The organism is Bradyrhizobium yuanmingense (assembly GCF_029167105.1).
Classification (GTDB): Bacteria; Pseudomonadota; Alphaproteobacteria; order Rhizobiales; family Xanthobacteraceae; genus Bradyrhizobium; species Bradyrhizobium yuanmingense_A.
The window spans coordinates 161,615-175,866 of the sequence record NZ_JARFML010000003.1 but is presented as its reverse complement, the minus strand read 5'-3'; the positions used below and the strand labels follow the sequence as shown (position 1 = coordinate 175,866).

Below are 14,252 nucleotides of genomic sequence, written 5' to 3'. Positions count from 1 at the left end.
GCTCGGTGGCCTCGACGGCTGCTGCGCACGACACGTGTGCGCCAACGCCTCCGCCGACGAGGAGCGGCTGACAGGGCACGGCACGGACGGTGCCGTCAAGCCGAGCAGAGATTGCTCCGATGGTGTCTCGGGTCCTCGCCCGGCGGATTCGTCATCGGTCAACACGCCGGACGCTCACGCCGCCTGCAGAGAACCCAGAAAACGCACGACCTCGGACTTCAACTGGTCGGATTGGGATGACAGCCCGTTTGCAGCCTCGAGCAGCCGTGTTGTTGTGCGGTTGTTTTCCTCAGACGCACGATTGACGCTAACGATGCTCGTGTCGACGTCCTTGGTGCGGTCGTTGGCCTGCTGCAGGTTGCCCGCAATTTCCCGCGTCGCTGCACCCTGCTGATCGACCGCGACTGCGATCTCGCCGGAGATCTTGTCGATCTCGGCGATAGTACTACCGATCGCCCCGACGGCGTCGACCGCGTCGCCCGTGGCTGTCTGGATGTTCTGAATCTGCGAGGAGATTTCCTCGGTCGCCTTGGCAGTCTGATTGGCCAGTGCCTTGACCTCGCTGGCGACGACCGCAAATCCCCGGCCGTGCTCGCCGGCTCGTGCGGTCTCAATGGTCGCATTCAAGGCCAACAGATTGGTCTGACCGGCAATATTCTGAATCAGGGTGACCACTTCGCCGATCTTCTGCGCACGCGTTGAAAGGCCTTCCACGACGGCATTGGTGCGCCGTGCTTCCGCAGCCGCTTTGCCGGTGATTCGCGCGGCGTGTGCCACCCGTTCGGCGATGTTGTTGATCGAGGCTGTAAGCTGTTCAGTAGCGGACGCAACTGTTTCCACGTTCATGGACGCCTGCGTCGATGCAGCGGCAGCGGCCGCGGCCTGCCGCGCCGTTTCCGCGTTGCCGTCATTCATCGACGCGGAAAGACCCTGCATCTGGTTGGCCGCCACGGCAACGGCCTCGACGACATCGCTGATCTTGCGCTCAAATCCAACGGAGAGTTCTCGCCGTTTTGCATCCCGCTCCAGCTTGGTCCGTTCGACCTCGATGCGATCGGCATTGGCCCGCGCTTCGGCGGCGCTCGCGACTTTGGCCTCCGCAGTTTTCTGTGCCGCCGTTTCGAACAATTGCGACAGCGTATGTGCGAGCCAGATCAATATGCCGGCTTCGATAAGAAGGATTGTGGCGTGGAGAACAACGCGGCCGAGGTCAGCACCGCCAGGATACACGGCCGCCGGCAAAATGTAGTTTAGCGTCAGATGATGCAGCGCGACCGCCACTGTGCCGGCGACTATCGGCCGGAAATCGCAATAGGCCACCAGGGTTGCAAGCGCTGCAAAGAAGTACATGTGCATGTCGACTTGCCAATGATGACCTGCGAACTGGAAGACAAGCATTGACGCGCCGGCCATCAAGGCCACGGCCAAGACCAAGTGAGTTGAAGTGCTATCCCCTGCGATACGCCACGACAGCGTCGCCGTCAGGGCCATGGCGACCATGAAGGAGCAAGGCATAAGCCAATTGCCACCGAGCGTCGTACCAACGATCGCAGAAATCGGCGCATGCACCCAGAGTACGGCGAGCAAGATCCTGGTCGTGGACTGCCGCAAGCGTCCCAATTCATTGCCTTCGAACGTCATTCTCTATCCTCAACCCATTTGTCAAATCGTCTGCTTCAAATCATCTGCCCTGAGGCAGGCGGCGACCGCCTGCGGGTCGAGCATCAGCCAGGCGCCGGCTTGGCGCAGCCGCGTCAATCCATCGTGGTCGTCGGGCCGCACCACCAAGAGAACGGATATGGCGGTCGTCCGGACAATGGCGGCATTGGCGGATGCCACGGCCAGGAAGACTTGCTCGGTGCCCCACCATGGCGGGAAGGCCACTGCCACTACCTCGGCACCCGGGCGCACCTGCAGCGACAGTGCCACGATGACGATCCAACTCGCAATCAGCAGCGCCGCCGCATTCAGCCACGACGGCACCTGCGTTTTGCGATTGATCTGACCGGATCCCATTTCATGATGATAAGGCGGCGAGCCTAACTGAGGGTAAACCTTCAGGTTGAAGGATCGCGCCGATGCTCGCCAGTGACAGGTAAGTCCGCTTACCGACCCGGCGTGGGACGTGGTCAGCAGTGGCGCTCTATTTTCTCTTGCCTGCGTTCGGCAGGCCCACTTTCGGCAACGTGGGTGCCCCTCGTCGAGGTTGCTGGCTCTGCGTTCTGTACGCCGACCATGCGTAATGGCTGAGGGGACGGATCGTCCTGATCCCTTATCTGCTGCGCGGATCCAGCGCTCTAACTGGCGATCACATTGCGCCAGCGATCTTTCTTAACGCCTTTGCTCAATGCCAGGATCGTAGACGCGACTTGAGTAGCAGGCACCGGACGGCTGATCAGGTACCCTTGGGCCTCATCGCAGCCTTCCGCCCTCATTTGGTTCAACTGCTCCATCGTCTCGACTCCCTCCGCTGTCGTGGTCATGCCGAGGCTTTTTCCGAGGCCAATGATGGACCTGACGATCAGCTTCGATCCAGTCATCGCCGTCGCATCGCGGACGAACGACTGGTCAATCTTGAGCTTATCAAACGGAAAGCCGCGGAGATAACTGAGGGAGGAATAGCCGGTCCCAAAATCGTCCAAGGCGATTCGGAGACCGTGCGCCTTCAGCTTATGGAGCGTTGCGATCGTCTCCGCGCTGTTCATGAGGAGAACGGATTCCGTGATTTCGAGTTCAAGTCGATGCGGAGATAGCTTCGAATCCGCGAGTGCGTTGGCGATAATCTCGATAAGGCGCGGGTTTCGGAACTGGGCGGCCGAGACGTTGACCGCAAGCTTGAGCTCATCCGGCCACATGGCAGCCTGCTCGCAGGCACGATTGAGCACCCACTGCCCGATCGGACTGATCAGGCCAGTTTCTTCTGCGATTGGAATGAACTGGTCGGGAGGTATCAGTCCCCTTTCGGGATGAGCCCAGCGTAGCAGGGCCTCGAAGCCGCTGAGCCGGTCGCGGCGCAGGTCATATAGTGGCTGGTAGAACAGGGCGAACTCCTCCTTGTCCATTGCCTCGCGCAGGTCGAGTTCCAGCGCCCGGCGCTGCTGCAAGGTCGCATCCATGGCTGGTTCGAAAAACCGCCAGGTTGCCCTGCCATCGGCCTTGGCCCGGTACAGCGCCACGTCGGCATTCTTCAGAAGCTTCTCGCCCGTCGCACCGTCGGTGGGCGCCACCGAAATGCCAACGCTGCATCCGACGACGACAGGATGTCCATTCAAGTCATAGGGTTCCGCCACCTGCTCGACGATGCGGCGGGCGAGACGCTCCGTGTCTCCCGCGTTCTGGATATTCGCCTGGATGATCGCGAACTCGTCGCCGCCCAAGCGCGCGACGGTGTCGACCTCCCGAACACATGCGCTCAAGCGGTCGGCCACTGCGCAAAGCAGTGCGTCACCGACGGGGTGCCCCAAAGTGTCATTGACCTGCTTGAAATTATCGAGATCCAGACAGAGCACGGCAAAACCAGAACCGCGGCCCGCCTGGGCAATGGCGTGCTCGATGCGCTCGGCGAACAATGATCGATTGGGCAACTTTGTCAGCACATCATGGCGCGCCATGAAAGCGATTTGAGATTGAGCCCGCTGCTTGTCGGTCACGTCTTCGCAGGTAATGAGCCAGCCGCCGTCCGATGTTGATCTGTGGCCGATCGAGACAATGCGTCCATCGCTGAGGTGCTGGAAATAATTGCCGCTCTGGCACGCCAGGAAACTCTCGCGCTCCGCCAGCAGATCGGCCAGGCTCTGGTTGCCGTGGTTTCCGGCTGCCACGCTCAGGCAGAGCACGTCTTCGAAGCTCATGCCCGGCCGGAGCAGCTCGGGCATGATATTGAAGATTTCGCAGAACCGGCGGTTGACGACTTGGAGCCGTGCTAAACTGTCGTACAGGCATAGCCCCTGTGACATATGCGTGAGCGCCGCATCTAGCTTCAAGTTGGTGGCATGCAACTCGGCCTTTTGCTGCTTTAGAGCGGTGATATCGCTGAAGACAACGATGACGCCGCCTTCCTGGGTTGGGCTGCGACTGACCCGCAACCACCGTCCATCCGGAAGCTGGGCTTCGCTCGCCAGTTCCTGGATGCCAACCGCACTTTCCGCGACCTGCGTTGCCTTTGCGGCTGGACCTTGAACCAGTGCAGACCGCAAGAGGTCCGGTGACAGAAGCTGGGGCGCGCTTCCGATGAACTCGCTGGCCCGTGAGTTCGCCAGGGCGATCTGGCCATCGCGATCCAGCAGCACAACGCCTTCACGCGAGTTTTCAAGCGCATCGGAAAGCCTCGCTTGCGCGGAACGGCGCTGCGAGACCTCGCGATCAACCATCGCCCTGATGTTGTTCCGCATTGTCGCCATCGCGGTGAGAAGTGTCCCTAGCTCATCGCTGCCGCCCTCGGGAATCTTCACGGTCAAATCGCCGTCGGCAATCTTCCTCGCGGCTCTGGATGCAGTAGCCACAGGCCCGATGATGCGACGGAGCAATAGCCACGAGAAGACCATGGATAGAGCGAGCGCAATGCTCAACCCGATCACATTGAACTGCAGATCTCGCTTGATGGCGGAGAGCGCCCGCTGCCGGAACAGGAAACCATCGCCAGCCGTGTAGTTGACAAGCAGCTCGACCTGCTGATTCACAGTCCTGGAGAGCTGATCAAGTTGGTCGGTCAAAGGATCCCAGACGTTTGCTTCGTAGTTCGCACCCTTCTCGGCGGAAGGCTCTATGCCATGATGATGGAGCGCCACCCAAGCGTCGGCCGCTTCCCGGACCTTGGCGGTGGCCCCCGCGGCGCGCGCGGATTGTGACCGCTCTGCGGCGATCGTCAGGTCCTCCGAGAGCGACTTGGCCAGCCGCTCGATGTCGTCGTCAAGGCGGGCACGGATTGCGGGCTCCTTGGTCATGCGCCGTTGTGCAGATGCCACGCGCATTGCGGCGAAGTCCGCGCCGGCGGCACGCGCGTAATTGATCGACATCAACGATTCATCGTACGTTTTGGCGACCAAATCGGCCGCATGGCGGATGCCAAGGGTGGCGTAGCCCCCCAGCGCGACAATGATCGCGCCCATCGCAAGACAAAAGATCAGGATCTGAGCTCGGATGGACCCGTTTGCCTGGGCAAGGCGCGAGAACATTGTGATGGACCGAAACGTCATGAGGCCGCAAGTCCTCCGATTGTCAAAGCGATTGGTGACAACGCCCATTTCGGAATAGCCGCGCCAAAAAACTGGTTTGGCGAGGCTCCCGGCGCGCAGTCAAGTCTCTGCGCGAGGCAGCTCGCCCATCTCAAATTGCTCCAACAATGCCTGCAACCAATGCTGAAATCGTTAAGATCGGCTTGCGATAAAGGGCCGGGACAATTCGGTACCGCGAACCACCGATGCGACGGTCCGCTTGAGTTTTAGGGCGCTCTGAATTTAAGGAGTACGGGATGTTTTCATTGTTGTTGCGCCGTCTCCCCCTCGGCAAGTGTGCGTTTCAGATCATGGGGGTACTTGCTGCGGGATTGCTCGCTGGCGCCGCCTTGGGTGCAAATCCCTACCTGATCTCGCAAAAGGACCAGGAATTCCGCCCTCGCGAGATCATGATCAAGCGCGGTGATGCTTTACGGTTCGTTAATGATGACGGCGAGCTCTTGCATCACGCCTACTTGAGCTCCGACAAATTTGAGTTCGATTCCGGCGATCAACAGCCAGGCAGCCAGTTCGACGTCGTTTTTTCGGTCGGCGGTGACTATACCGTCTTGTGTGGCATACATCCAAAAATGAAGCTCGCCGTCCACGTCACCAAATAGCGCCTAGAGAATCGATGTATTGAAGATCGTCGCGTGCGCGACATAGTAGGCAGAGACGGTGACGGTCAGCGACGCGCCCAGCCCGACCGGCGCCAGCCAGGGAACGCGACGATCGCTCCCGGCGGGCTGCCAATCGTCAGCAATGATCGCCAACAAGACAGCAATGATGGCCGAATGCCCGATCGCATCGAGCTTCCCGAATTCGAGGCACGCGCTGATGAACATTCCGGCAAGCACTGCGGCCGCCACACGCCGGACCAGCGCGGTCCAAAGAAGACCAAACGCCAGCGTGAATTCCACGACGCCGGCAGCGCGCATATAGAACTCGCTTTCCAAACCCAGCGTGAGACCGGGGTGCTCGATCAGAAGCGGAAAACTCCATTCCGGATAGGCCCATTTTTCCACGGAGGCCCACATCAAGGTCACGGCGGTCGAATACCGAACCACATCCAGCGGCCGCATGCCGAAGACGTCCTTCTGCAATCCAACCAACGCCAAGTAGGCCGCGAGGCCCAGAAAGATCGGATAGTCGGCGAGGTGAAACGTGCCGTAATCGCGCAGGGCGAGCCCGAACAGGACCACGATCCCGGCTGCAGACAGCGGCAGCGTGCGCCGCGACAGCACGCCCGCAGCGATCGCAAGCTGCAATGGTCCGACGAAGGGTGACGTCGTTTTCAGTTCGGGCGTCAGCATGATACCGCCTACTGCCCAGACCGCGATGAAGAAAAAACCGCAGACGACGCGGATCATCTCTTCGGTGTGCAGCCGCAATTCGCAGGTCACGCGGTCGAGCGACCGCGTCATGGCCTCGCCTAACGAGGTGCGCTCAACCAGGCAGCCGGCAAACAGCCAAAACAGCGCAAGCCCAACAAGCAGCTCAAAATCCTGGCAAAGGACATTCTCGAGGCGGCGCGGCTGCCCGGAAACGTCATAGGCGCAAAACCACTTGACATGGGCACTGGCGCCCTGGGTCTCCGCCACCCAGAACGAGAGCGCCACGATGCCCTTGAGGAGATTTCCACGAAATGCCGAGCCGAAAGCGCGGCTCCGATCCCCAATCATGGCAATTACCGCCCACCCTTAACTATTCGTTCAGTATACCAGAAGTTTTAAAGGTTTCGCCACACCTGCATCCGCGTGGTTAACGGCGATTCCCCTGCCGTTTTGCTAGCAGCTGCAAGTCCCTTCAAGTTGTAGCCATCTCAATGATGGCTCCTCAACCCGGCTGTCGTACTCAAAGACAGGCAGATCGGAGATGGGGGAGCCGTGGCATGTTCGGGGCGATCAGTGCTGCAACTGTGGTGGTGGGTTCAGCATTTGCATTCGGGGCAAGATGGCGTCCAGCGCGCGCCGAAATGCTCGAGACTTGCGCCGGCGCTATTATGATCCTCGGCTTCGGACTGCTGGGCGCGGCTCTGCCGCATCTTCCCTAGAGCGTCAATACTGCCTGCCCTGACAGCTATCGCGGTAGCCTCGGAAACGCCGCAAGTGGCGATGAGGCATTGAGGCTTTGGAGAAAGGCGATGAGCTCCTTCTTCTCGCCTGGCGTCAGAGACAGAGGTTTGATCGAGGGGGAGCGGCTTGGGCGGTCAATGCCACCCTTGTCGTAAAGCTCGATGACATCTTCCAAGGTCGCAACCGATCCATCATGCATATAGGGAGCGCGGCGAGCGACATCGCGTAACGTCGGCGTCTTGAATGCATACCGGAGCTTTTCGGACCGCGGGAACAGCCGTCCACGTCCTATGTCTTCGTTCTTGGCCGTGCCAATATCGTGAAACGATCCGTCCGTGAAGGATGGTCCCTTGTGGCAGGTCGAACAGCCCGCCTTGCCGTTGAAAACCTCAAACCCGCGTTTTGCTGCCGTGCTGATGGCGGTCTCGTCGCCAATGATCCAACGGTCAAACGGTGACTCGCCGGCCACGATGGTGCGTTGAAACGTTGCCAACGCCGCTTCGATCCGGGGCCGGGTGATAGCATCATCTCCGAACGCGCGAACGAACGCCTCGCAATAGGCAGGGATAGCCGAGAGGCGCGCAATCAGGTCCGCTTCGGTGAGATTCATGTTCAACGGATTCGTGATCGGACCAAAGGCAACCGATTCAATATCGGCGAACTTCCCGTCCCACCCCAACGGCTCAATGAAGGCCACATCGATCAGGCTCGGCGCACGAAGCGGCAGGCCTTTCGGATCCTCGCCGATGGCGTGCGCGAGGCCATCTCCCCAGGAAAGTGACGGGTTATGACACGTCGCACAGGAGCGCGTTTTCGACCGCGAGAGCAGCGGGTCGAAAAACAGCATTTCTCCCAGAGCAGCTTTCGCGTCCGAATAGGGGTTGCTGCTCGGAAATGGAATCACTTGCGGCCGACGATAGGTGGCGCGGACGGCCGCGAGTTCATCCGGCTGCTCTCCCGTGGTCAGAGCAAAAGACAGGCCCACCGGCAAAAATGCCACCAGATATGCCAAGCCGACCCAAAGCCTCATCGGACCCATCGGATGAGATGCTCGCTTATCAGTTTGAATAATCTTAATGCGCCAGCGCGTGCGATTGGCGCTCCGACCGAACCGGCGGCGAGTTGGCAAGCAGGCCACGGAGCCGTTACGCGAGACAAGCGACGGCTCCGGCATTCTCTTGTAAACGTTCTTACTTAATGATGCCCTAATTCAGGTCGCGTACTTGCTTTGACATTTCTGCACTAACAGAGGCTTGAGGCGTGGCCGCCTGCGGGCATTCAGCCGAAACCAAAGTGAAGAGCTCGACGGTCCGATTTGCCGAGCTTGTTCGCGCCAAATACCCACAGGTGCCTGTTCTTATCGGCTGCGGGGGCCAAAAAGAAGCAGTTGCCCGGCAGGTTCATCCCAAAGCCGTATCGCGGTATTGCGCGGCTGATCGCAGGATCGATGCAAGGAGGGCATCCGCTGTCGAAGCCGACCGTCCTGGTGGTAGAGCGCCAGTACTGGTGCGCCAGCCGCTCGCCGAATACTTGCGCGGGTGCGGCTATCGCGTGCTGGAACCGATCGATGCAGACGAGGCCCGCCAAGGGCCGGGCCGAGGCGGGCAGATCGATGTGGCCCTCATCAAGGTTAGGGCGCGCCGAGCGAGGGATGGAGGCCCTGGCGGGCTGGATCAGGTCGGGGCATCCCGCCATCAAGGTCCTACTAGGAGGAAGCATCGCCAAGGTCCTGAAACTCGCTGGCATCTTTGCAACGAAGGGCTAGAGCGACATTTGTCCTACCATCCGTGTTTGATGATATCCGGCCTTCTCACAGCTCGCGAGCAGGGATCGTCCTGAGAGTGGCCTCCACTCAGAAGATTCCGATACGGCCGAACAGTGCGACTGGATCATTCTGAGGCCCGCGACCTCCTTTCTCGCGCCATCCTCGCGAAAGTGATCTCATCTTCAAGCCGATTGAGCAGAAAGACAGCGGATGAAAGCGCCTCTACGCCGATTATCGCCGTAGCTGGCATGCTAACATCGCGTTGCTATTTACCCGGGGCCAGCATGTCATCGCAGGAACTTTTCACGCCGTCGGCTGCTGCAGCTGATCGAGATCTGATCTTCGCCGTCATTCAGAAGCATCGCGAACTGTCCGCCTACTACGATGCGGCCGCGTCGGTATCGGCGAAACTTGAGAAGGTATGCGAATTTGAAGCCGCCGACGAAATCAGCGGCCAACGGAACTTGGCTCTCACGGAGCATGCAAATGTGCTCATCCGATCGGCGCCAACCACGATCGGGGGCGTTATCGCTCTTACCCGATACGTCGCCGGCCTGCGGGAGTGGGAGCTGCCTGATGATGATGCGTGGTATCAGGTCTTCTTACGAGGACTGGCGGACGCGATCGATGAAATCGCTATGGCGCAGCCGCATGGGCACTCAGGCGGATCATATGTTTCGGCTCGGCCATGACACTGATTTTCATAGTCCGGGGAATCGTTTTCTGGGGGGCCATCGCTTGGCTTCTCTATGTCTTTTGGAAATTGCCGTTCTGAAATTCGACGGTTCGTCAAAATATAGCTGCCAGCGATCGGCAAGATGAACGCCACGTCGGCAAGCGTCCACCGGCCTAGCGAGTTCCGGGATATCCGTGTGCATCCGGCCGACGCGCCCTTTGGCAGCGCGGATGATCTCGAGATGCGAAGGCCGCTTTTAAGGCCAGCTCGGAGGGGGCATCTGCAAACCAAGACAACCGCAATCCTTCGCATCACCAATAATCGGCGAAGTGGATGACCGGTGGGCAAGGGGCGGCCGATCGACGATCAGCTTGAGCTCGGCGGCCGAGGCCTCGTGACGCTGGCAAGTATATCGGAGCCATGTCGGCGAAGGATCAGAAGGCGCTCCGCTGACAGTGCCGCCGAAGCCCCGGATCAGTTACGGAGGGCATCGCCCCCACCAACGCTCCATCGAATTAGGATGATTCGCTCGCTCAATCTTGGCCGGCGACCCACGGCCCGATCAGCCACCGTGCCACGTTAAGAGCGCGGGGATAGTCGTCACCGACACAGGCCAGAAAACACCGGATCGCCTCGTCCCCAAAGTGGTGGCAATCGGGGCTGTCACAGGCGCGCTCAGATGAGACGCCCCGAAAACCGCCCTCTTCGGCGACAACGCTGGCTGCGCTATGATTCGATACGTCGATTGACGTAGGGTTGAGACATCGCTCAATCGACCTTCCTGTCTGATTGTCGATTACTCTGGATCCATCGATATGATCAACAACAGGTGCCGATCTTCGCCGGCGATGTGGCATGCTGGCTTCGCACGTCAGATATCAGACTGTCCGTTCTCATTCCCAACAGCACCAGCTCTCGATCGTGAATGCTTGGCAAGATTGCGCGACAATAGATGAAACGGCCCCCAAGTTTTTGAGGATCAACGCAACACCACAGCCACAAGCGAGCAAAAAAGGAGCACAGTTCTTCAGAGTCGTTGCAGGCACTTGTTAGATCCAGATACCACCGCTACCTTGGTGATGCCAAATTTCAAATGCTTCGTCATATCCGCCGAATTGCGTTCGGCAGGTTCTGGTCGTTCTACCCAGCTGCGGCTTGACATGCGCCAGCGCTTTCTAGGAAATGATCGTTCATCAATGCTGTGGATGGTAGCGTCAATGATTAGGTCCGAACTCGTGGAGCGTATCGCCGGCCGACATCCGCACCTTTACCAGCGTGACGTCGAGAAAATTGTAGGCGCAATTCTCGGCGAGATCGTTGCTGCGCTCGAGCGCGGAGATCGGGTCGAGCTTCGCGGCTTCGGAATCTTTTCTACCAAGCAACGGCGGGCTCGCATGACCAGAAATCCGCGAACAGGCGAGCTCGTGCGAGTTGGCGAGAAGCGCTTTCCGCACTTTAAGGCCAGCAAGGAGATGCACGGGCGCTTGAACGCGACGCAAGACGGAAAGTCGGCAAGTTTGCCGTCCGAGGCAGCCTAAGACCACGCCCATCAGCTGGCGCTGAACGCAAATCAGCTCTGCCTGGCGCCACATACAACTACCTATTGGCGCATGTCGGCCAACATTCATACCTTCTTGGCAGCACGATCGCGGTGCCTTTCAATGGCGTGGGCTAAGCTCGATCGACAAGTCCGTCCGGCGGAAGACCAACGACGCTGGCGCGGCGAACACGGTTTGACGGAGGAACATTTCGGCGAATCGGTTGATTGCGAACCACTACCAGCTTGGGCATATCGTCCCACAAGCGCGGACCTCAATTAGGTCATTGTTTTCATGATTTCTTCCCTTCAGGGTGCGATCAAATACCCCGACTCCAAGGCCGGGGCTAAGTTATGAAACGAGGCAACACACATGCGCCGGCGCGGAGGCCATCAGCGAAGCGGCGCCCGAAAGCCATGCGCTACGCGCCGACTTCATACGACCGCAGCGCTCCAATATCAGAGATCACTGAAAAGCTTTTGCTTCGCCAGCTTTCAAGGGCAACACTCCTGATATCTGAGGGGGCCGCGAAATGTTGGCTCTTCACGTCATCATGATCCTGAATCGCTTATCCGCAACTCGGTCCCTGCGGCATTCCAGTTAGGCGGTATCTGCCCTAGAATGTTGCGAACGAAAAAGTCTACGAGCTTGAGCTGGCAATAATTGCCGGGTGCTCCGTGGTCTGCGCCAGGCACGACAAGCATATCGAAGTACTTTCTCGCCCTGATGAGCCGATCCGCAAGCTGGAATGTAGAGGACGGATCGACATTGCGGTCCATTTCGCTGACAATAAGCATCAGCTTACCCTGCAGCCTGTGGGCGTTGTCGACGGCAGACGATTGCGCATATTCGATGCCGACCGGCCACCCCATCCACTGTTCGTTCCACCAGATCTTGTCAATCCGGTTGTCGTAGCAGCCGTTGGTGGCGACCGCTACCTTGTAGAAATCGGGATGGAAGAGCAACCCGTTCACAGCGTTCTGCCCGCCGGCAGATCCGCCAAAAATCCCGACGCTCGAGATATCATACCACGAATAGGTCGCGCTCGCCGCCTTGTGCCACAGGATTCGGTCCGGAAGGCCGGCGTCTTTCAAATTCTTCCAGGCGACATCGTGGAACGCACGCGAGCGGTGGTTCGTACCCATACCGTCGATTTGAACGACGATAAATCCTAGCTGCGCGAGCGGCTGGACCGAGGCCGAGAAGGACTTGGGAACGAACGAACCGGTCGGGCCGGCATAGATGTGCTCCACGACCGGATATCTCCTGTTTCGATCGAAATTGGCCGGCAGGTGAATGATCCCCCATATATCGGTCTCTCCGTCCCGCCCCTTTGCGTGGAAGCTGAGTGGCGGCTGCCAACCAGCGGCGACGAGTTCGGAGATATCCGCGCTCTCGACCTGAGATATCTCCCCATCGTTACTGGTCCGGTGCAGCACCAAACGCGGCGGAACATCGAGGCGTGACCACCGGTCGACAAAGTACCGGCCATCGGGTGAGAACTCGATGTGATGATTGGCCGTCTCGGGCGTGAGCGCGGTCAGTCCTGTCCCGTCAAAGTCGATGCGGTAGGCGTGAACGAAGTAAGGATCCTCCCCGGCGTTCATCCCGCTCGCACCGAACCAGATCTGACGCTTGACTGGATCGACGTGATAGACCGCGCGGACCACCCAATTTCCTCTGGTGATCTGATTTTTGAGTTCGCCGGTCCGACCATCGAAAAGATAGAGATGCTCATATCCGTCGCGCTCGGAAGCCCAAATGATCTCCCGTCCGTCCTCAACGTCGTAGCGGAATTTTTTCCCTGTATGCTCCTGGTCCACTAGACAATGGTAGTCAATGAAAGTCTTGCTGCGCTCATCGATCAGAGAGCGTACTTTGCCCGTGGCAGCTTCCACCTCGACAATACGATAGAGCTGATGGCCTCGCCGATTGTACTCGAAAGTGAAACCGCGACTGTCCTCCCACCACTGGATCGGTGAGAGATAGTAGGGATTTGGGAAAGAGGCATTGTCGATCGCGATCTCACGCTGGCTGATAATGCCAAACAGCACCGGCTGGGGTAGCGCCAAAGGATCACCCGGCTTTGGATACGTCATGGTCCAATGTCTCGGTTGAAGCTGGTTCGTAGGCGATGACTCGACAAAATGGACCTCCCGTTTGTGACCTGGACGGATTCGGTAGCCCGCGAGGTGACGCGAGTCTGGAGACCATGTCAGCGTCGACAGAGCATAGTAGTTGCCCTCAGATCCGTCCCAGGTCAAAGGGATATCTTGCAAACCGTCGTGGCTGCGCAGGAAGATATTGTAGTTCCTGATATAGACCAGCCATTTACCGTCAGGAGATGCGATCGTTTTCCTCGGATCGTTTTCCGCAGGCGGCGTATCGTCATAGACGTATTGCTGAGCGACTTCGAGCGTGGTCTTGCTTGTACAGACATAGCTTACAAGATCGAAGCTCCAGCTGGTGTTTTCGACGCTGAAGGTGATCTCATTATCCGCCAGTTCAAAACGATCGAAAGGCAGACCGTCCGCACTATAATCCTTCTGGGCTGCCCTGTTCAGCGCATCCGCGAGGCGGGCGTGATCAAAAGCGGGCTGCTTCTTGGCCGTGGCAGCATCCACGAGCATGAACTGGTGCTTGCCTTTAATCCTGCGCCGGTAGGCAAACGCGTCACCACTCGAAACCCAGAACGGCACGTCCGGGACATTGACAGTGAGCTGGGCATAGTGACCGCCAATCGTGAGCGCTCGTTTGTAACCGGAAAGCAGCAGGGTATCGTTTACGGTCTTATCCTTCCGACTATTCACGAGGCCCCTCCTGTTGAGCCAACAAAGCAATCGCCAATGCGCCCAACTTGTACAGAATCAGTTATTTCCTGTGTGGGACAATGACAGCAGCGTTATGTGGAGGCTGACAGCGCTTTGGCCGTCTAACTCATAGAGCACCTTGAGCGCTGTCTCCCCCTCTTCTGCCCCTTGCAGA

The 14,252-nt window shown here is 58.9% G+C and carries 11 protein-coding genes; 4 read left to right on the top strand and 7 right to left on the bottom strand.

Features of this window, described 5'->3' with window-relative positions; genetic code table 11:
* Positions 1-174: 174 nt before the first annotated feature.
* The 3 genes from P0R31_RS05615 to P0R31_RS05605 all read right to left on the bottom strand — a co-directional run bounded on the left by P0R31_RS05615 (position 175) and on the right by P0R31_RS05605 (position 5,195).
* The gene (locus P0R31_RS05615) at positions 175-1,641 is read right to left on the bottom strand and encodes a methyl-accepting chemotaxis protein (protein ID WP_275513183.1); all 1,467 of its coding nucleotides are present in this window, start codon (positions 1,639-1,641) and stop codon (positions 175-177) included.
* A 21-nt stretch (positions 1,642-1,662) separates the two neighbouring features.
* Positions 1,663-2,016, bottom strand: a complete 354-nt coding sequence (locus P0R31_RS05610; protein WP_275513182.1) for a hypothetical protein — start codon at positions 2,014-2,016, stop codon at positions 1,663-1,665.
* Between the two features lie 281 nt (positions 2,017-2,297).
* Positions 2,298-5,195 carry an EAL domain-containing protein gene (locus tag P0R31_RS05605; protein ID WP_275513181.1) on the bottom strand — a complete coding sequence of 966 codons (2,898 nt, stop codon included), beginning with the start codon at positions 5,193-5,195 and terminating at the stop codon, positions 2,298-2,300.
* A gap of 275 nt (positions 5,196-5,470) precedes the next feature.
* Here P0R31_RS05605 and P0R31_RS05600 point away from each other — a divergent pair, with 275 nt between their 5' ends.
* Positions 5,471-5,833, top strand: coding sequence for a methylamine utilization protein (locus P0R31_RS05600; protein ID WP_275513180.1), 363 nt, complete (start codon positions 5,471-5,473; stop codon positions 5,831-5,833).
* A 3-nt stretch (positions 5,834-5,836) separates the two neighbouring features.
* Here P0R31_RS05600 and P0R31_RS05595 read toward each other — a convergent pair whose 3' ends face one another.
* The 3 genes from P0R31_RS05595 to P0R31_RS05585 all read right to left on the bottom strand — a co-directional run bounded on the left by P0R31_RS05595 (position 5,837) and on the right by P0R31_RS05585 (position 9,007).
* Entirely contained in the window at positions 5,837-6,832 is a 996-nt protein-coding gene (locus P0R31_RS05595) for a hypothetical protein (protein WP_275513179.1), read from the bottom strand.
* Positions 6,833-7,292: 460 nt separating this feature from the next.
* Entirely contained in the window at positions 7,293-8,318 is a 1,026-nt protein-coding gene (locus P0R31_RS05590; protein ID WP_275513178.1) for a cytochrome-c peroxidase, read from the bottom strand.
* A 248-nt stretch (positions 8,319-8,566) separates the two neighbouring features.
* Positions 8,567-9,007, bottom strand: coding sequence for a hypothetical protein (locus P0R31_RS05585; RefSeq protein WP_275513177.1), 441 nt, complete (start codon positions 9,005-9,007; stop codon positions 8,567-8,569).
* A gap of 330 nt (positions 9,008-9,337) precedes the next feature.
* Here P0R31_RS05585 and P0R31_RS05580 point away from each other — a divergent pair, with 330 nt between their 5' ends.
* The 3 genes from P0R31_RS05580 to P0R31_RS41005 all read left to right on the top strand — a co-directional run bounded on the left by P0R31_RS05580 (position 9,338) and on the right by P0R31_RS41005 (position 11,565).
* Complete coding sequence (locus P0R31_RS05580) at positions 9,338-9,745, top strand: hypothetical protein (protein WP_275513176.1); 408 nt, start codon at positions 9,338-9,340, stop codon at positions 9,743-9,745.
* A gap of 1,201 nt (positions 9,746-10,946) precedes the next feature.
* Positions 10,947-11,267 (top strand): integration host factor subunit beta, encoded by a 321-nt coding sequence (locus P0R31_RS05575; protein ID WP_275513337.1) that lies wholly within the window; start codon positions 10,947-10,949, stop codon positions 11,265-11,267.
* Between the two features lie 208 nt (positions 11,268-11,475).
* On the top strand, positions 11,476-11,565 hold the full coding sequence (locus P0R31_RS41005) for a hypothetical protein (protein ID WP_430516803.1): 90 nt from the start codon (positions 11,476-11,478) through the stop codon (positions 11,563-11,565).
* Between the two features lie 253 nt (positions 11,566-11,818).
* Here the strand turns inward: P0R31_RS41005 and P0R31_RS05570 are convergent, their stop codons facing one another.
* A complete protein-coding gene (locus P0R31_RS05570; RefSeq protein WP_275513175.1) occupies positions 11,819-14,077 on the bottom strand; it encodes a S9 family peptidase in 2,259 nt (752 codons plus the stop codon).
* Positions 14,078-14,252 lie beyond the last annotated feature (175 nt).

Bases quoted from the DNA above. Each gene is read 5' to 3' on its own strand.
- P0R31_RS05615 (WP_275513183.1), bottom strand. From the start codon at position 1,641: ATGACGTTCGAAGGCAATGAATTGGGACGCTTGCGGCAGTCCACGACC.
- P0R31_RS05610 (WP_275513182.1), bottom strand. From the start codon at position 2,016: ATGGGATCCGGTCAGATCAATCGCAAAACGCAGGTGCCGTCGTGGCTG.
- P0R31_RS05605 (WP_275513181.1), bottom strand. From the start codon at position 5,195: ATGACGTTTCGGTCCATCACAATGTTCTCGCGCCTTGCCCAGGCAAAC.
- P0R31_RS05600 (WP_275513180.1), top strand. From the start codon at position 5,471: ATGTTTTCATTGTTGTTGCGCCGTCTCCCCCTCGGCAAGTGTGCGTTT.
- P0R31_RS05590 (WP_275513178.1), bottom strand. From the start codon at position 8,318: ATGAGGCTTTGGGTCGGCTTGGCATATCTGGTGGCATTTTTGCCGGTG.
- P0R31_RS05585 (WP_275513177.1), bottom strand. From the start codon at position 9,007: ATGCTTCCTCCTAGTAGGACCTTGATGGCGGGATGCCCCGACCTGATC.
- P0R31_RS05580 (WP_275513176.1), top strand. From the start codon at position 9,338: ATGTCATCGCAGGAACTTTTCACGCCGTCGGCTGCTGCAGCTGATCGA.
- P0R31_RS05575 (WP_275513337.1), top strand. From the start codon at position 10,947: ATGATTAGGTCCGAACTCGTGGAGCGTATCGCCGGCCGACATCCGCAC.